This window comes from Pseudomonas sp. D3, assembly GCF_029320995.1.
Taxonomy (GTDB): domain Bacteria; phylum Pseudomonadota; class Gammaproteobacteria; order Pseudomonadales; family Pseudomonadaceae; genus Aquipseudomonas; species Aquipseudomonas paraveronii.
Map to the genome: position 1 here is coordinate 3,928,321 of NZ_CP119772.1, position 17,101 is coordinate 3,945,421.

Sequence of the window (17,101 nt, forward strand, 5' to 3'; positions counted from 1 at the left end):
TGTGGGAGGGGGCTTGCCCCCGATAGCGGTGGCTCAGTAATTGATGAGCTCACTGTCACGCCGCCATCGGGAGCAAGCCCCCTCCCACACTGAACAGCTGTGAACCCATAAAACAAGAACACAGGAACCCGCGTTATGAATCGAGTCATCAACGATCCAGACCAAGTGGTCGAAGACATGCTGCGCGGCATCCTGGTCGCGCACCCGCAATTGCGCCAATACGAAGCCAATCCACGGGTCATCGTCAAAGCCAAACCGTCGAGCCAAGGCCGCGTCGGCATCGTCACCGGCGGCGGCTCGGGCCATGAACCGGCGTTTCTCGGCTACGTCGGCCCCGGCCTGGTCGACGCCGTGGCCGTCGGCGAGATTTTCTCCTCGCCCACCGCCAAAAGTTTCTTCGACGCCTTCCGCGCCGCCGACCATGGCGCAGGCGTGGCCTGCCTGTACGGCAACTATGCCGGCGACAACATGAACGTGAAGCTGGCGATGAAAATGGCCGCCAGCAAAGACATGCGCATCCGCACCGTGGTCGCCAACGACGACGTGGCGTCCGCGCCCAAGGCCGAGATTGCCAAGCGCCGCGGCGTGGCCGGGGAGATCTTCATGTGGAAGATCGGCGGTGCCGCTGCCGCCCAGCACTACGACCTGGACGGTGTGATCCGCGTCGCCCAAAAAGCCGTCGACCACTGCCGCTCGATCGGCATTGGCCTCACCCCCTGCACCATTGCCGCCGTGGGCAAGCCGAATTTCCAGATTGCCGACGGCCAGATGGAACTGGGCATCGGCCATCACGGCGAACCGGGCATCGAAGTCATCCCGATCGAACCCGCCGCCGCCATGGCCGAGCGCATGCTCGCGCCGATCCTCGCCGACCGCGATTTCAGCCAGGACGACAGCGTGGTGGTGCTGGTCTCCGGCCTCGGCGCCACGCCGGTGATGGAGCTGTATATTTTCTACGCCGAGGTGGAACGCCAACTCACCGCCAAGGGTTTGAAGATCCACCGTTGCTACGTGGGCAACTACTTCACGTCCCTGGAAATGATGGGGGTGACCCTGACCCTGCTCGGCCTCGACTTTGAGCTGAAAACCCTGATCGACCAACCCAGCCGTTCCATCGGCATGACCCAGGCGGAGTGAACCATGAGCGAGCATTTTTCCACCCGCGACGGCAGCGCCATCGTCGCCGATCTGGTCAGCGTGATCGTGGCCAACCGTGAGTACCTCAGCGCAGTCGACGGCGCGATTGGCGACGGCGACCACGGCATCAACATGGCCAAGGGTTTCGCGCATTGCGGGCGCACGATTGAAGGCCGCCAACTGAGCCTTGCCGAAGCCCTGGACGAACTGACCCTGAGCCTGATGGAAGGCATCGGCGGCTCCATGGGGCCGCTGTACGGCAGCCTGTTTATCGGCATGGCCGATGAAGTGCGTAGCAGCGAAGACATCGACGCGGCCACCTTCGCCCACCTGCTGCGTGGCGGCTTGACCTCATTGCAGGACATTACCGAGGCCGGCGTGGGCGACAAGTGCCTGATGGACACCTTGATCCCGGCGGTCGAAGCGTTTGAGCACGCCCATGCGCGGGGGGCGTCCTTCCACGATGCGCTCGATGCGATGAAAACCGCCGCCTCACAGGGCCGTGACTCGACCAAGGACCTGGTGGCCAAGATCGGCCGCGCCAGCCGCCTGGGCGAACGCTCGCTGGGCGTGTTGGATGCCGGTGCGGTGTCGTGCTGCCTGATCCTCACGCGCCTGGCGGACTCCGTGCAGCCGCGACTGGTGTAACGCCTCAGGTTGGCGTTTGCTTGACCTGCTGGATATACCGCGCCACCGCCGGCGCTTGCTCAAAGCGCCGGTGAATCAACGACAGCCACGACGCCGCGTCACTGCCCTGAATGCTGCGATAGACCACGCCCGGCAGACTCACATGCCCGACCACCGACGCCGGCACCACGGCCACGCCCTGCCCCAATGACACCAACGCCACCACCGCGACCAACCCGCCCGGCTGCGGCCCCAGGCGCGGCGCGTAGCCGCCTTGGGCGGCGACGTGCAGCGTGCCGCTGATTTGCTCCGGCAGGATAAACGTCTCGTTTTGCAGATGCTCGCAGCCGATAGCCTTCAACCCCAGCAGCCAGGAATCCTGGGGCAGCGCCAGCACGAAACCTTCGCTGTGCAGGCGCACCGCCTCCACGCCGTCGGGCAGGGTCATCGGCGAACGGACGTAGCCAATGTCGTAGCGCCCATCCGCCACCGCGCCGGGTAAGGTCGCCATCGCACATTCGCGCACGTTCACGCTCACGTCGGGAAACGCCTGGCTGAACCCGTGCATTTGCCGCTGCAACAGCCCGGAATACACCGCCGAGGCCACATAGCCCAATTCGATGTGACCGGTCTCGCCACGTCCGGCACGCTGGGCGCTGCGCTGGGCGAATTCGAATTGACGCACGGTGGCTTCCGCCTCGACCAGCAGCGCGGCACCGGCTTCGGTCAGGCTGACTTCGCGCTGCTGGCGGATAAACAAGCGCGTGCCCAGGCTGGTTTCCATGTCCTGGATCTGCCGGCTCAGGGTCGGCGGTGCGATGCCCAGTTGCTCGGCGGCACGGGTGAAGTTGCGCTGCCGGGCCACGGCCAGGAAGTAGCGAAAATGGCGGATATCCATACAAGGATTAGCTCAAAGGTAATGAAGTGCTTCACCGCGACTAATAAAGGCAACCGCGCGCGGGGATAAGCTCAAGGCACTTCAACAGTAGAGAGCCCTTGCGATGTCCGTCAACTGCCTTTTTCGTATTGCCTGCTGGGTAATTACATTATGAGCCGGGTCAGCCCACGCCTGACACTGCTGACCGCTTCCGGCGTCTGCTCGCTGATCGTGCTCGACACCAATATCGTCGCCGTCACTCTGCCGAGCATCGCCCGCGACCTGGGGGCCAACTTCGCGGATATCGAGTGGGTGGTCAGCGCCTATATGCTGGCCTTCGCCGCGCTATTGTTGCCCGCCGGTAGCATCGCCGACCGCTTCGGCCGCAAGAAGAGCCTGATCTGGGGCCTGGGCATTTTCATCCTCGCGTCCCTCGGCTGCGGCGCAGCGCCCAGCGCGCTATGGCTGGATATCGCCCGCGCCATCAAAGGCGTCGGTGCCGCGTTGCTGCTCACTTCGGCGCTCGCCTCCATCGGCCACACCTTTCACGACGAAGCGGAACGGGCCAAGGCCTGGGCGTTCTGGGGAGCGTGCATGGGCGTGGCGATGACCGCCGCGCCGACCCTGGGCGGCTTGATCACCGAGTACCTGGGCTGGCGCTGGATTTTCTACCTCAACCTGCCGGTGGGCCTGGCGCTGATGGCGCTGGTGCTGCACGCCATCCCCGAGTCCCGCGATACCCAGGCCGCACGCCTCGACCCGTGGGGCAGCCTGGCGTTCAGCGCCAGCCTGGTGTGTTTGATGTGGGGGTTGATCGAGGCCAACCGCATCGGCTGGGACAGCCCGCTGACCTACGCGCGCCTGCTCGGCGGTGCGTTGCTATTGGGCATCTTTGTGCTGGTCGAGCGTCTGCAGCAGCGACCGATGGTCGACCTGCAGCTGTTCTGCCACCCGCGTTTTATCGGCGCCCTGCTCGGCATGTTCGCCTATGCCGGCTGCGCCCAAGTGATGATGACGTTGCTGCCGTTTTACCTGCAAAACGGCTTGGGTTTCTCCGCGATTGCCTCGGGCCTGGGCATGTTGCCGTTTGCGCTGACGATGCTGATTTGCCCACGGATCGGCGCACGCCTGGCGGGGCGCTTTGCGCCGGCGACGATGATGGCAAGCGGCTTGACCCTCGTCGGCTGCGGTAACCTGCTGAGCGCCTGGGCGCTGAATGTCGGCGGCTACCTGCCCTTCGCCCTGGCGATAGCCGTCACGGGTGCCGGGGCGGGCCTGCTCAATGGCGATACGCAGAAAAACATCATGGCCTGCGTACCACGGGAGCGTGCCGGCATGGCGTCGGGCATGAGCACCACCATGCGCTTCAGCGCGATCATGTTGGCGATTGGCGTGTATGGGGCACTGCTGAGCAGCCACAGCGAACAGTTGTTGCGCGCACGTATCGACCCGCAATGGCAGGCGCAGGTGGCGGGAATTGCTTCGCGGGTGGTGGCGGGTGATATGCCGGCGGCGCTGAGCCTGGTGCCCGAGGCGGCGCGGGTGAGGGTGCAACCGCTGGCGCGGCAGGCGTTTGTGGAAGGGTTCAGCGGGGTGTTGTGGGTGGCAGGGTTATTGGGATTGCTCGGAGCGCTGGTGGTGGGGAGGCTGATGCGCAAGCCGATACCCACACCGAACTAAATGTGGGAGGGGGCTTGCCCCCTCCCACAGGTATTACCTATACCCCAAAGAGGCTTACCAGAACCGCTGCTGGGTCAACCGGCTCCACCAGGTCAGCAGCACGCGGTCCACCGAACCGCTGGCCGCCAGGCCCACGCGCTCTTGCAGGCTCTTGCGCTCGGCGTAATGCAAGTGGAACACCTCGGCGGTCTTGGCCTTGGTGGCCAGGTATTCGTCGCTGGTTTGCAGCTCATCGACCAGTTGCTTGTCGAGGGCTGCGACACCCAGCCACACTTCCCCGGTCGCCACTTCATCGATTGCCAACTGCGGGCGATAGCGCGACACGAAGTTCTTGAACAACTGGTGAGTGATGTCCAGGTCCTCCTGGAACTTCTCCCGGCCCTTCTCGGTGTTTTCGCCAAACACGGTGAGAGTGCGTTTGTATTCGCCGGCGGTCAGCACTTCAAAGTCGATGTCGTGCTTTTTCAGCAGGCGGTTGACGTTGGGCAACTGCGCCACCACCCCGATGGAACCGAGGATCGCGAACGGTGCGCTGATGATCTTCTCGCCGATGCACGCCATCATGTAGCCGCCGCTGGCCGCGACCTTGTCGATGCACACGGTCAACGGCACGCCCGCCTGGCGAATCCGCGCCAGTTGCGACGACGCCAAGCCGTAGCTGTGGACCATGCCGCCGCCGCTTTCCAGGCGCAGCACCACTTCGTCCTTGGGCGTGGCCAGGCTCAGCAAGGCAGTGATTTCATGGCGCAGGCTCTCGGTGGCCGAGGCCTTGATGTCGCCGTCGAAGTCGAGCACGAACACGCGTGGCTTGGCCTCGGGTTTCTTTTTGCTGTTCTTTTTTTCGGCTTTGCTTTCGGACTTGCGCAGGGCCTTGAGCTGATCCTTGTCGAGCAGGGTCGATTCAAGGCGCTCACGCAGGCCTTTGTAGAAATCATTCAGCTTGCTGACATGCAACTGGCCGGCGGATTTGCGACGACCTTTGCTGCGCAGTGCCGCGAAGCTGATCAGTACCACCAGAATCGCGACCACCAGGGTGACGGTCTTCGCCAAAAAGCTCGCGTATTCAGCCAAAAAATCCATGTGTCTCCTTAACAATGCACGGCGCCAGGCGCGGATCGCCCAAGCATACCGACGGGACCGCCGGGGGGCCAGTGCTCAAACCGCCAGCAGGCAAGCGCTCTAACGCACTTTTAAAACAAGCGTATGTTTTTTCATTGACAGCTCGCAGGCATCCTCATAACCTCGCCAGACTTTCAACGTACCGGGAAAACGGACGTGGGCAGCATCTATCTGATTCGACATGGCCAGGCCTCCTTCGGTGCAGACGACTATGACGTCCTGTCGCCCGTTGGCGTGGAACAAGCGCAAATCCTCGGTCGCCACCTGGCAGACATGGGTGTGACGTTCGACCGCTGCGTCGCCGGCGACCTGCGCCGCCAACAGCACACCGCCACGGCCGCCTTCGATCAGTACAGCGCCCTTGGCCTGCCGGTTCCGGCCCTGGAAGTCGACAGCGCCTTCAACGAATTCGACGCCGACGCGATCATCCGCGCCCTGCTCCCCGACCTGCTCACCACTGAGCCCGACGCCCTGGACATCCTGCGCAACGCCGCGCAGAACCGCAGCGAATTCCAGCGCATCTTCGCGCTGATCATCGAGCGCTGGCTGGCCGGCACTTACGATACGCCGGGGCTGGAAAGCTGGCTGGGGTTTGTCGAGCGCGTCCAGGGTGGCCTGCAGCGTCTGCTGGAAGCGGCCGACAATACGCACAAGATCGCCGTGTTTACCTCCGGCGGCACCATTACCGCCCTGCTCCACCTGATTACCCGAATGCCTGCCGCCCAGGCCTTCGAACTGAACTGGCAAATTGTTAACACCTCGCTCAACCAGCTGAAATTCCGCGGTCGCGAGGTGGCACTGGCTTCCTTCAACAGTCATACCCACTTGCAACTGTTGAAGGCGCCGCAGCTCATCACTTTCCGATGAATTGCGGCCAACCGTGACCCCAAGGTCACTGGACTCCACTCTAAAGGATCGAAACCATGACTGACGTAGCTAAAGCCGTACAAGCAATGAAAGCCAAATTCAACCCAGCCGCTGCTGCCGGCCTGGACCTGGTGTTCGGTTTTCGTATCGATGACAGCAAAAACTTTTCGCTGATCGTCAAAGACGGCGCCTGCGAACTGAAAGAAGGCGAAAACCCTGACGCCCAGGTGACCCTGGTCATGGACGCCGAAACACTGGAAGGCATCGTCGACGGTTCCACCGACGGCATGCAGGCCTTCATGAGCGGCAAGCTGCGCACCGAAGGCGACATGATGCTGGCGATGAAGCTGAGCGAGCTGTTCCCTTCCTGAGAACGCTGGCTGTAGAGCACGCTTTAAAACGACAAATCCCGCCAATGGCGGGATTTGTCGTTTCTGGTCCAGGGCCGGCGATCAGCGGCCAGCAGCGGCGTCGACTTTCTTGAACTGTTCCAAATCCCGGGGTTTGCCCTCGGTACCGTACCGGTTGATGAGGCGCCCCTCACCCGACCTCAACTGGAACTCCCCGGACTCCACATCCCGGCCAATCACAATCACATACTTGTTGCGGCCAACGCGCACATACACGTTGTAGAAATCCACGAGTTGATCTTCAGTGATAAACATACTGTACGCATAACGCGCGCGACCGGTCAGGTTGGGCCACTGCGCCTCCAGTACCGCGACATCCCCGGCTTCACCGACGATGTCCATCGCACGAATGGTTTCTTCGACCAGCGCATCGTTCTCATCGGCGCCAAGCACCGCAGGCTTGACCCGGGTCATTTTGCGCACCGAATCTGGGTCCGCGCCCCTGACCTCATCGTCTAGCGACAGGGTCACGGCCTCCAGACGGTACGTGCCATTTTTGACCCATTTGGTTGCATCGGCACTTTCTGAATCCTGGCAGCGCAAACAAGCGGCCCTCGCTGAGGCGGCACTGGCGCTATCGACATACAGGCTCGCGGTGAACACACTGGCGCTGATCAGCACGGCACTCAATAGGTTGGCAGGGCTTAAAGCGGTGGCAGCGTTCGCCATGATCTACATCCTTGTAAAAGTCGGGGCGGCAAATTTACCCGATTCAAGGCGTGGTGGGTACATGCAACAGCAACGCCACCAATGCACTCCACCCCGTCTGGTGGGACGCCCCCAACCCACGCCCGGTTTCCCCATGAAAATACTCATGGAACAACACCAGGTCATGGCTGGCTGGGTCCGCCTCCAACTGCGCATACCCCGCCATCGATGGGCGCAGGCCATTTTCATCCCTTAAGACCAATCGGCTCAGGCGCTGGCTCAGGCTGTCGGCGACTTCTTCCAGGGACGACAGGTAACCACTGCCCGTCGGGTACTCCACCGAGAAGTTATCCGCGTAGTACCGATGAAACTCGCGCAACGATTCGATCAGCATGTAATTCACCGGCATCCACAACGGCCCGCGCCAGTTGGAGTTGCCACCGTACAAACGTGAATCGGATTCACCGGGTTGATAGCGTGCGCACAGCGTGTCGCCATTCATCTTCAGCGCCAGGGGCTGCTCGGCGAAGGCCTTGGACAACGAACGCACGCCAAACGCCGAAAGAAACTCATCGTCATCCAGCATGCGCCGCAGCAAGTCCTTGGTGCGCTCACCGCGCAACAGCGCCAGCAGCAGGCGATTGCCCTGCCCCGGCTCGTTCCAGCGCGAGACCAGCTTGGCCAGTTCCGGCCGGTGGTGCATGAAGCCCAAAAGCCGCTCACGCAAGCCTTCGAGGCCTTCATGCTCGCGCTGCTCCAGCACCAACACGGCGAACAGCGGCATCAGGCCGACGATGGAACGCAGGCGCACCGGTTCGTTCTGGCCGTCGGGACGGTGCAGTACGTCGTAGAAGAACAGGTCCTGCTCGTCCCACAGGCCCTCGGCGCTGTCGTCGACACGGTTGATAGCGCCGGCGATATACAGGAAGTGCTCGAAAAACTTCACCGCGATATCGACGTACACGACATTGCGTTTGGCCAGTTCCAGAGCCATCCGCATCAGGTCCAGCGCATACGCCGCGACCCACGCCGTGCCGTCGGCCTGATCCAGTTGGTAGCCTGGCGGCAGCGTGGCAGAGCGGTCGAACAAGGCGATATTGTCCAGCCCCAGGAACCCACCCTGGAACAGGTTGCGTCCTTCGGCATCCTTGCGGTTGACCCACCAGGAGAAATTCAGCAGCAGCTTGTGGAAGATCCGCTCCAGGAAATCCATGTCACCTACGCCGGTCAACGCCTTGTCCTGCTGATACACCCGCCAACTGGCCCAGGCATGCACCGGCGGGTTGGCGTCGTCGAAGCGCCATTCATAGGCCGGCAACTGGCCATTGGGGTGCATGAAGCGGTCCTTTACCAGCAGCAACAGCTGTTGCTTGGCATACCCTGGATCGATCAGCGCAACGGCCACCGCCTGAAAACCCTGGTCCCAGGAGGCGTACCACGGGTATTCCCAGGTGTCGGGCATGGAGAGAATGTCGAAGTTGGACAGGTGCCGCCAATGGCTATTGCGCCGTTGCAGGCGCTCGGGCGGCGGCGCAGGTTGGGTCGGGTCGCCGTCGAGCCACTGGTTAACGTCGAAGTAATAGAGCTGCTTGGACCACAGCAAACCGGCCAGGGCCTGGCGTTGCACATTGCGCGCATCCGCATCGGCGATGCCCTGCTGCAACGCGGCGTAAAAGTCATCGGCTTCCTGGCGGCGCTGTTCAAACAGCTTGCGCGCATTGACCTGGGGCGCGTCCTTGGGCGCAAAACGCAGATAGACATCTTTGCGCTCCAGGCCCGCCAATTCCAGGATGAAACGCGCGGCCGCCTTGGTGCCGGTGTCGCGGCGAATCGCGGTTTCCTGCCCCGTCACCACGTAATCGTTGATCCCATCTTTGAACGGCCCCGGCACCGGTTGCCCGTCGAGCTTGGGGAAGTTGCTTTCGTTTTCGCAGAACAGCCATTCGACGCCGTCCTGGCCCCAGGCGCTGAGGTGGTGATCGGGCAATTCATGATGACGCGCCAGCACGCGGTCGCCGTCCAGCCGCAACTGCGGTTTCGGCGCGCCGACGGTCCAGCTCCAATCATTGCGCGCCCAGACCTGGGGCAGCACTTGCAGGCGTGTCGGCTGGTCCGAGCGGTTGTGGACGCTGACGCGCATGAAGATATCGTCGGGCTGGTGCTTGGCGTATTCGACGCTGACGTCGCAATACCGGTTGTCTTCAAACACACCGGTATCGAGGATTTCGTACTCGGCATCCGCCAGCCCACGTCGGGCGTTTTCGGCGATCAGGTCAGCGTAGGGAAACGCCGCGTGGGGATATTTGTAGAGCATGCGCATGTAGGCATGGCTCGGCACGCCGTCGACGAAAAAGTACAGTTCCTTGACGTCTTCACCGTGGTTGCCCTCCGCGTTGTTCAGGCCGAACAGGCGCTCTTTGAGGATCGCGTCACGCTCGTTCCACAGCGCCAGGCCCATGCACCAGCGTTGCGCCTTGTCACTGAACCCGGCCAGGCCATCCTCGCCCCAGCGGTAAGCACGGCTGCGCGCATGTTCGTGCGGGAAGTAGCGCCAGGCATCGCCATCGGCGCTGTAGTCCTCGCGCACCGTGCCCCATTGGCGCTCGCTCAGGTACGGGCCCCACTCGCGCCAGCGCTCGGCCGTCTCGGCGGCCAGGCGCTGGCCTTCAGTGGTTTGCACAATTGTGGCGCTCATCCAATCCTCCCTCAGCCATCGCGTCAGGCCAGTGTAGAACCCATCCACGCTCAGATGCACATGAAGACGGTTTTACCCCACTCATTCGTTTGCAGAATGAAGTCCAGAGGAATCTTCGTTTGCGCGGGCCTGCGGCGCCCAACAGAATCGGGATAACGGCATTCATTACTCTTACAGCAGCCAGGAATTTTTCTATGCCCACCACCGCGTTTATCAGCCCCGACGACATCCGCAAAGGCTTTTCCAAGGCCATGTCCGACATGTACCGCGATGAAGTGCCCCTGTACGGCGCGCTGATGGAGCTGGTGGCCGACACCAACCGCCGCGTGCTCGACGCTGACCCGAGCCTGGCGCAACACCTGCAACGGACCGGCGAAATCCAGCGCCTGGACATGGAACGCCACGGCGCCATTCGCCTGGGTACCGCCGCCGAACTGACGACCATCCGCCGCCTGTTCGCGGTGATGGGCATGCAACCGGTGGGCTACTACGACCTGACCCCGGCCGGCGTGCCGGTGCATTCCACTGCGTTTCGCGCCGTGCATGAACGCGCGCTGCAAACCAGCCCGTTCCGCGTGTTCACCTCGCTGCTGCGCCTGGAACTGATCGAAAGCCCCGAACTGCGCGCCTTCGCCGAAACCGCCCTGGCCAAGCGCGCGATCTTCACCCCTGGCGCCCTCGCCCTGATCGAACAAGCCGAACGCGACGGCGGCCTCAACACTGGCGACGCCGAGGCATTCATCCGCCAGGCCCTGGAAACCTTCCGCTGGCACCACACCGCCACCGTCACCGCCGCGCAGTACCGGCAACTGAGCGAGCAGCACCGCCTGATCGCCGACGTGGTGGCCTTCAAGGGCCCGCACATCAATCACCTGACCCCGCGCACCCTGGATATCGACCAGGTCCAGGCCGCCATGCCCGGCAAAGGCATCACCCCCAAGGCGGTGATCGAAGGCCCGCCGCGTCGCGACTGCCCGATCCTGCTGCGCCAGACCAGCTTCAAGGCCCTCGACGAAACCATCGCCTTCACCGACGCCCAAGGCAGCCACAGCGCGCGCTTCGGCGAAATCGAACAACGCGGCGTCGCCCTCACGCCCAAGGGCCGCACGCTGTACGACCAACTGCTGAACGCCGCCCGCGACGCACTCGGCGCCTTCCCCAACGAGGCCAATGCCGCGCGTTACATGCAATTGATGGAACAGCACTTCCAGGCCTTCCCGGATGACCACACGCAGATGCGCGAACAAGGCCTGGCCTACTTCCGCTACTTCGCCACCGACAAAGGCCTGGCGGCACGCGGCCAAGCCGACCAACCGCGCACGCTGGACGCACTGATCGCCGCCGGTCACGTGGACGTCGAGCCGCTGGTGTATGAGGACTTTCTGCCGGTCAGTGCGGCGGGGATTTTCCAGTCGAACCTGGGGGATGCGGCGCAAAGTCACTACGCGGCCAATTCGAACCAGGCCGAATTCGAACAGGCGCTGGGCCGCAAGACGATTGATGAATTGACGCTGTATGCCGAGACGCAGCAGCGCTCGATGGACGAATGCACTCACGCGCTACTGGCCTGAAACAAGCTGCCCACCCGGTTCATCAGCGCAATCCTCGCGCCCAATAAGCCCCCAGAGCCGGGTGGGCGGCGGGGATCATAAGTATCGGCGGGGATGATGTCTTTCAGTCAAATCTGAAAAAATGTGCAAGGGAGCGACTGATGCGCTCCCTCAGTAGTGAATGGATCGCCCGTTTTACTGCAGCAAATCCTTGATCTCATCTTTAACCAACAAGCGTTTTTCCTTTAACTTCTTCAACTCCTCATCGCTGCCGGCCGCCTTTTCAGCGCTCACCACCAATTCGTCGACGGTGTTGTATTTCTCAAACAGCGCGTTCAGACGAGGATTTTTCGCCCGGTGCCCATCGACTTCGTCCTTGCTCAAACCCAAGTCCTGATACAGGTCGTGTTTCACTGGCATGGCCTACCTCCGCAAGTTGATCAATGACTACGCCCTTGAAGCTAGCCCATTCCAAGGGGTCTTGTCATGTTTGCGGGCAAACCCGTCCCGTTCGTCGCCACACCGGCGACGGGATCAAACCTTTGCCGCGCCCTGCCCTCAACTGTAAATCGCCACCCGAGGGAGACCGGTTTCATGAATCACGCCGCCACCGCTGTCGACACCCAGTGCATCAACACCCTGCGCACCCTGGCCATGGATGCCGTGCAAAAGGCCAACTCAGGCCACCCCGGCACGCCCATGGGCCTGGCCCCGGTCGGGTATACGCTGTGGAGTCGCTTCCTGCGTTATCACCCGGAGCATCCCGACTGGCCCAACCGTGACCGTTTTGTGTTGTCGGTGGGGCATGCGTCGATGCTGCTGTATTCGTTGCTGCACCTGGCCGGCGTGGTCGAGATCGATGCCCAGGGCAAGCGCTCGGGGCAGCCGGCGATCAGCCTGGACGATATCAAGCAGTTCCGGCAGATGGGTTCCAAGACCCCGGGCCATCCCGAGTACCGCATGACCACCGGCGTGGAAACCACCACCGGGCCCCTCGGCCAGGGCTGTGCCAATAGCGTCGGGATGGCCATGGCCGGGCGCTGGCTGGGCGAGCGCTTCAACCACGACGGCCAGGTGCTGTTCGACTACAACGTCTACACCCTTTGCGGTGACGGCGACATGATGGAAGGCATCAGCAGCGAAGCCGCCTCCCTGGCCGGGCATTTGCGGCTGGCTAACCTGTGCTGGATCTATGACAACAACACCATCAGCATCGAGGGCCACACCGAGCTGGCGTTCAGCGAGGACGTGATCCAGCGCTTCCAGGCCTATGGCTGGCACACCTTGCACGTGACCGACGCCAACGACCTGCACGCCTTGAGCACGGCACTGGAGACCTTCCAGCGCAACACCGGCGCGCCGACCCTGATCGTGGTCGACAGCGTGATCGGCTACGGCTCGCCACACAAACACAACACCGCTGCCGCCCATGGCGAGCCGTTGGGCGCGGAAGAAATTCGCCTGACCAAGGCCGCGTATGGCTGGCCGCAAGACTCCAGCTTCCTAGTGCCCGATGAGGCACGCACGGTATTGCGTGATGCGTTGCGCGAGCGTGCCGAGCCGTTGCATCGGCAGTGGCAGCAAACCCTGTCTTGCCTCGACCCGCAACTGGCCGACGAGCTGCAACGCATGCGCGCCGGGAAGATGCCTGAGCAATGGCTGGCTGAACTGCCCAGCTTTGACCGCGACGCCAAGGGCGTGGCCAGCCGTGCCGCCGGCGGCGAAGTGCTGAATGCCTTCGCCCGGCAAATCCCCTGGCTGCTGGGCGGTTCGGCGGATCTGTCACCGTCGACCAAGACCAACCTCACCTTCGACGGTGCCGGGCGTTTCAGTGCCGATGACTACAGCGGCCGCAACCTGCACTTCGGCGTCCGCGAACACGCCATGGGCGCGATTGCCAATGGCATGGCATTGTCTTACTTGCGGCCCTATACCTCGACGTTCCTGGTGTTCAGCGACTACATGAAACCGCCGATCCGCCTCGCGGCAATCATGGAGTTACCGGTGGTGTTCGTGTTTACCCATGACTCGATTGGCGTCGGCGAGGACGGCCCGACGCACCAGCCGATCGAGCACCTGACCCAATTGCGCGCCACGCCGGGGTTACTGACCCTGCGTCCCGGCGACGCGAATGAAACCCTGGAACTGTGGAAGGTCGCCCTGGCCCAGACCCATCGGCCAAGCTGCATGGTGTTGTCGCGCCAACCGCTGCCAACCCTGGACCGCACGCACTACGCGGCCGCAGCCGGTGCCGCCAAGGGTGCCTATGTGCTGGCCGGCGCCGCACACCCCAAGGTCATCCTGCTGGCAACCGGCAGTGAAGTCAGCCTGGCGGTGGCGGCGTATGAACAGCTCAAAAGCGAAGGCATTGCCGCGCAAGTGGTCTCGATGCCCAGTTGGGAGCTGTTCGAAGAGCAGCCCCAGGCCTACCGCGACAGCGTACTGCCGCCGGCGGTAACCGCGCGGGTGGTGGTGGAACAGGCCGGCCCGTTGGGTTGGGACCGTTATGTCGGGCAGACCGGCGCCAAAGTGGTGATGAACAGCTTTGGCGCGTCGGCGCCGCTGGCCAAGTTGCAGGAAAAGTACGGGTTTACCGTGGAGAATGTGGTGAAGCTGGCCAAGCAACAGATCCAACTGCTGGGACATTGACCGCATTCCCTTGTTTGATCGGCGGGGTTAGTGGCAGATGATCGTCAAGGGCAGCATCCTGGTGCTGGCGGTGAGCCCCACTCTCATGAACACCGCCTAACCCATGTGGGAGGGGGCTTGCTCCCGATGGCGGTGGGTCAGGCACAGATACTGTGACTGATGCACCGTTATCGGGGGCAAGCCCCCTCCCACATTGACCTCACTCCCTTGCTTGATCGGCGGGGTTAGTGGCCGATGATCATCAAAGGCAGCATCCTGGTGCTGGCGGTGAGCCCCGCTCTCATGAACACCGCCCCTCCCACAGTTAATCTCCTTCGATGCTCAGATCAGCTCTCGAGCGAGGAACGGCGCGGTGCGGCTTTTCTTGCTCTTCGCCACCTGTTGCGGCGTACCGCTGACCACCACCTTGCCGCCCAGATCCCCAGCGCCCGGGCCGATATCGATCACCCAGTCACTCTGGGCCACCACGCGCATTTCATGTTCCACCACAACCACCGTATGCCCCGCCTCGACCAGATGATTCAACTGGCTGAGCAAGCGGTCGACATCCCGTGGGTGCAAGCCGGTGGTCGGTTCGTCCAGCACATACAAGGTCGCGCCCCGGGCATTGCGCTGCAGCTCGGTGGCCAGCTTGATGCGTTGCGCTTCGCCCCCGGACAGCTCAGTCGCCGGTTGGCCGAGGCGCAGATAACCCAGGCCGATATCGCGCAGCACGAGCAGCGAACGCAGCACCCCTGGCTGCTCGGCAAACACCGCCACCGCCTGCTCGACGGTCAAACCGAGCACTTGGGCAATGTTCAAGCCTTGCCATTGGATCGCCAGGGTCTCGGGGTTGTAGCGCGCGCCGTGGCAGGTCGGGCACGGCGCATACACGCTGGGCATGAACAGCAACTCAACGCTGACGAACCCTTCGCCTTCACAGTTCGCGCAGCGGCCCTTGGCGACGTTGAACGAGAATTGCCCCGCATCGTAATCACGCAGCTTCGCGCCCGGCGTGGCGGCGAACAGTTTGCGCACGTTGTCGAACAGCCCGGTGTAGGTCGCCAGGTTGGAACGCGGGGTGCGGCCAATGGGTTTCTGGTCCACCTGCACCAGTCGGCGAATCTGCTCCAGCCCGGCGATGATACGCCCGCCGCTGGTTGGCGGGGTGTCATCTTCCAGGCTCGGCTCATCGTCGCTTTCCAGTACGCGGCCGAGGCCACTGCCCACCAACTCCAGCAGCGCCTGGCTGACCAGGCTGGATTTGCCCGAGCCGGAAATACCGGTCACCGCCGTGAAACAACCCAGCGGGAAATCGACACTCACCGCCTTGAGGTTATTGCGCGTCACACCCTCCAGGCTCAGCCAACCGCTCGCTTCCCGGCGCCGAGGATTCGCCGGGCGCCGTTCGGCAAACAGATACTCACGGGTCTGCGACGCTGCAACCTGCGCCAAGCCCGCCGGCGGCCCGCTGTACAGCACTTGCCCGCCGTGTTCTCCGGCCGCCGGGCCGACGTCGATCAGCCAGTCGGCGCGGCGCATGGTTTCCAGGTCGTGTTCCACCACAAACAGCGAATTGCCGGCGGCTTTCAAACGCGCCAGCGCAGTGAACAGCGCCTCGCCATCCGCCGGGTGCAGCCCCGCCGACGGCTCATCGAGCACATAGATCACGCCGAACAACTGCGAACCCAATTGCGTGGCCAGGCGCAAGCGCTGCAACTCGCCGGACGACAACGTCGGCGTGCTGCGCTCCAGGGACAGGTAACCCAGGCCCAACTCGGTCAAGGTGCTGACCCGCTCGAGCAAATCCTCGGCGATGCGTTGGGCGGCCAAGCGTTTTTCCACCGACAGCGTCATCGTGTCCTGCCCCGCCGCCACCGGCCGCAGCAGCTCGGCCAACTGGGTCAGCGACAGTTGCGACAGCTCGCCAATGTCCACCCCGGCGAACTTCACCGACAACGCCGCCTGAGTCAGCCGCTTGCCGGCGCACACCGGGCAGGCGCTGCCCTGCATGAACTGCGCGACACGCTTTTTCATCAGCGCACTTTGGGTGTGGCTGAAGGTGTGCAGGATATAGCGCCGCGCGCCGCTGAACGTACCCTGGTAGCTCGGCTCCAACTTGCGCTTCAACGCCTCGCGGGTCTGTTGCGGGGTGAAGCCGGCGTACACCGGCACGGTCGGGGTTTCTTCGGTGAACAGAATCCAGTCGCGCTGCTTTTTCGGCAGGTCGCGCCACGGGATGTCGACGTCATAGCCCAGGGTCACCAGAATGTCGCGTAGGTTCTGGCCCTGCCACGCCAAAGGCCAGGACGCCACTGCGCGCTGGCGGATGGTCAGCGAGGGATCGGGCACCATCAGCGCCTCGGTCACTTCATACACGCGGCCCAGGCCGTGGCATTGCGGGCAGGCGCCCTGGGGCAGGTTTGGCGAAAAGTCCTCGGCATACAGCATCGCCTGCCCCGGCGGATAACTGCCGGCGCGCGAATACAGCATGCGGATCAGACTGGACAACGTGGTCACACTGCCCACCGACGAACGCGCACTCGGCGTGCCGCGCTGTTGTTGCAGGGCCACGGCGGGCGGCAGGCCTTCGATGGAATCCACATCGGGCACGCCGACCTGATCGATCAGGCGCCGCGCATAAGGCGCCACCGATTCGAAATAGCGCCGCTGGGCCTCGGCATACACCGTGGAAAAGGCCAGGGACGACTTGCCGGAACCCGACACGCCGGTAAATACCACCAAGGCATCCCGTGGGATATCCACATCGACGTTACGCAGGTTATGTTCGCGAGCGCCGCGAACCCGGACGAACCCAAGCTGTTGGGCAGTGATCTGAGGGATGTTGCGCGATGAAGTCATG

At 63.1% G+C, this 17,101-nt stretch carries 13 protein-coding genes; 7 read left to right on the top strand and 6 right to left on the bottom strand.

What is annotated here, in order from left to right:
• The first annotated feature begins 135 nt into the window (after positions 1-135).
• Both P3S72_RS17820 and dhaL read left to right on the top strand, forming a co-directional pair.
• Positions 136-1,137 (top strand): dihydroxyacetone kinase subunit DhaK, encoded by a 1,002-nt coding sequence (locus P3S72_RS17820; protein ID WP_276193381.1) that lies wholly within the window; start codon positions 136-138, stop codon positions 1,135-1,137.
• Between the two features lie 3 nt (positions 1,138-1,140).
• Positions 1,141-1,785, top strand: coding sequence for a dihydroxyacetone kinase subunit DhaL (gene dhaL / locus P3S72_RS17825; protein ID WP_253395182.1), 645 nt, complete (start codon positions 1,141-1,143; stop codon positions 1,783-1,785).
• 4 nt (positions 1,786-1,789) lie between these two features.
• Here the strand turns inward: dhaL and P3S72_RS17830 are convergent, their stop codons facing one another.
• Positions 1,790-2,662, bottom strand: coding sequence for a LysR substrate-binding domain-containing protein (locus P3S72_RS17830; protein WP_253395180.1), 873 nt, complete (start codon positions 2,660-2,662; stop codon positions 1,790-1,792).
• Positions 2,663-2,812: 150 nt separating this feature from the next.
• On the opposite strand from P3S72_RS17830, the gene P3S72_RS17835 reads away from it, so the two are divergent.
• Positions 2,813-4,321 carry an MFS transporter gene (locus P3S72_RS17835; protein ID WP_276193382.1) on the top strand — a complete coding sequence of 503 codons (1,509 nt, stop codon included), beginning with the start codon at positions 2,813-2,815 and terminating at the stop codon, positions 4,319-4,321.
• 54 nt (positions 4,322-4,375) lie between these two features.
• Here the strand turns inward: P3S72_RS17835 and sohB are convergent, their stop codons facing one another.
• A complete protein-coding gene (gene sohB, locus P3S72_RS17840; RefSeq protein ID WP_247405249.1) occupies positions 4,376-5,401 on the bottom strand; it encodes a protease SohB in 1,026 nt (341 codons plus the stop codon).
• 195 nt (positions 5,402-5,596) lie between these two features.
• Between sohB and P3S72_RS17845 the strand changes: the two genes are divergently transcribed.
• Together P3S72_RS17845 and P3S72_RS17850 are read left to right on the top strand one after the other, a co-directional pair.
• A complete protein-coding gene (locus P3S72_RS17845) occupies positions 5,597-6,307 on the top strand; it encodes a histidine phosphatase family protein (protein ID WP_276193383.1) in 711 nt (236 codons plus the stop codon).
• 56 nt (positions 6,308-6,363) lie between these two features.
• Entirely contained in the window at positions 6,364-6,678 is a 315-nt protein-coding gene (locus tag P3S72_RS17850; protein ID WP_276193384.1) for an SCP2 sterol-binding domain-containing protein, read from the top strand.
• An 81-nt stretch (positions 6,679-6,759) separates the two neighbouring features.
• On the opposite strand, the gene P3S72_RS17855 is transcribed toward P3S72_RS17850, so the two are convergent.
• Complete coding sequence (locus tag P3S72_RS17855; RefSeq protein WP_276193385.1) at positions 6,760-7,386, bottom strand: hypothetical protein; 627 nt, start codon at positions 7,384-7,386, stop codon at positions 6,760-6,762.
• Positions 7,387-7,429: 43 nt separating this feature from the next.
• Entirely contained in the window at positions 7,430-10,060 is a 2,631-nt protein-coding gene (locus P3S72_RS17860) for a glucosidase (RefSeq protein ID WP_276193386.1), read from the bottom strand.
• Positions 10,061-10,254: 194 nt separating this feature from the next.
• On the opposite strand from P3S72_RS17860, the gene P3S72_RS17865 reads away from it, so the two are divergent.
• Entirely contained in the window at positions 10,255-11,631 is a 1,377-nt protein-coding gene (locus P3S72_RS17865; RefSeq protein WP_276193387.1) for a VOC family protein, read from the top strand.
• A gap of 174 nt (positions 11,632-11,805) precedes the next feature.
• Here P3S72_RS17865 and P3S72_RS17870 read toward each other — a convergent pair whose 3' ends face one another.
• Positions 11,806-12,030, bottom strand: a complete 225-nt coding sequence (locus P3S72_RS17870) for a DUF465 domain-containing protein (protein WP_247404817.1) — start codon at positions 12,028-12,030, stop codon at positions 11,806-11,808.
• Positions 12,031-12,204: 174 nt separating this feature from the next.
• Between P3S72_RS17870 and tkt the strand changes: the two genes are divergently transcribed.
• On the top strand, positions 12,205-14,259 hold the full coding sequence (tkt, locus tag P3S72_RS17875; protein ID WP_276193388.1) for a transketolase: 2,055 nt from the start codon (positions 12,205-12,207) through the stop codon (positions 14,257-14,259).
• Between the two features lie 321 nt (positions 14,260-14,580).
• Here tkt and uvrA read toward each other — a convergent pair whose 3' ends face one another.
• A complete protein-coding gene (uvrA, locus tag P3S72_RS17880) occupies positions 14,581-17,100 on the bottom strand; it encodes an excinuclease ABC subunit UvrA (protein ID WP_276193389.1) in 2,520 nt (839 codons plus the stop codon).
• Position 17,101: the final 1 nt, after the last annotated feature.

Bases quoted from the DNA above. Each gene is read 5' to 3' on its own strand.
- P3S72_RS17820 (WP_276193381.1), top strand. From the start codon at position 136: ATGAATCGAGTCATCAACGATCCAGACCAAGTGGTCGAAGACATGCTG.
- dhaL (WP_253395182.1), top strand. From the start codon at position 1,141: ATGAGCGAGCATTTTTCCACCCGCGACGGCAGCGCCATCGTCGCCGAT.
- P3S72_RS17830 (WP_253395180.1), bottom strand. From the start codon at position 2,662: ATGGATATCCGCCATTTTCGCTACTTCCTGGCCGTGGCCCGGCAGCGC.
- P3S72_RS17835 (WP_276193382.1), top strand. From the start codon at position 2,813: ATGAGCCGGGTCAGCCCACGCCTGACACTGCTGACCGCTTCCGGCGTC.
- sohB (WP_247405249.1), bottom strand. From the start codon at position 5,401: ATGGATTTTTTGGCTGAATACGCGAGCTTTTTGGCGAAGACCGTCACC.
- P3S72_RS17850 (WP_276193384.1), top strand. From the start codon at position 6,364: ATGACTGACGTAGCTAAAGCCGTACAAGCAATGAAAGCCAAATTCAAC.
- P3S72_RS17855 (WP_276193385.1), bottom strand. From the start codon at position 7,386: ATGGCGAACGCTGCCACCGCTTTAAGCCCTGCCAACCTATTGAGTGCC.
- P3S72_RS17860 (WP_276193386.1), bottom strand. From the start codon at position 10,060: ATGAGCGCCACAATTGTGCAAACCACTGAAGGCCAGCGCCTGGCCGCC.
- P3S72_RS17865 (WP_276193387.1), top strand. From the start codon at position 10,255: ATGCCCACCACCGCGTTTATCAGCCCCGACGACATCCGCAAAGGCTTT.
- P3S72_RS17870 (WP_247404817.1), bottom strand. From the start codon at position 12,030: ATGCCAGTGAAACACGACCTGTATCAGGACTTGGGTTTGAGCAAGGAC.
- tkt (WP_276193388.1), top strand. From the start codon at position 12,205: ATGAATCACGCCGCCACCGCTGTCGACACCCAGTGCATCAACACCCTG.
- uvrA (WP_276193389.1), bottom strand. From the start codon at position 17,100: ATGACTTCATCGCGCAACATCCCTCAGATCACTGCCCAACAGCTTGGG.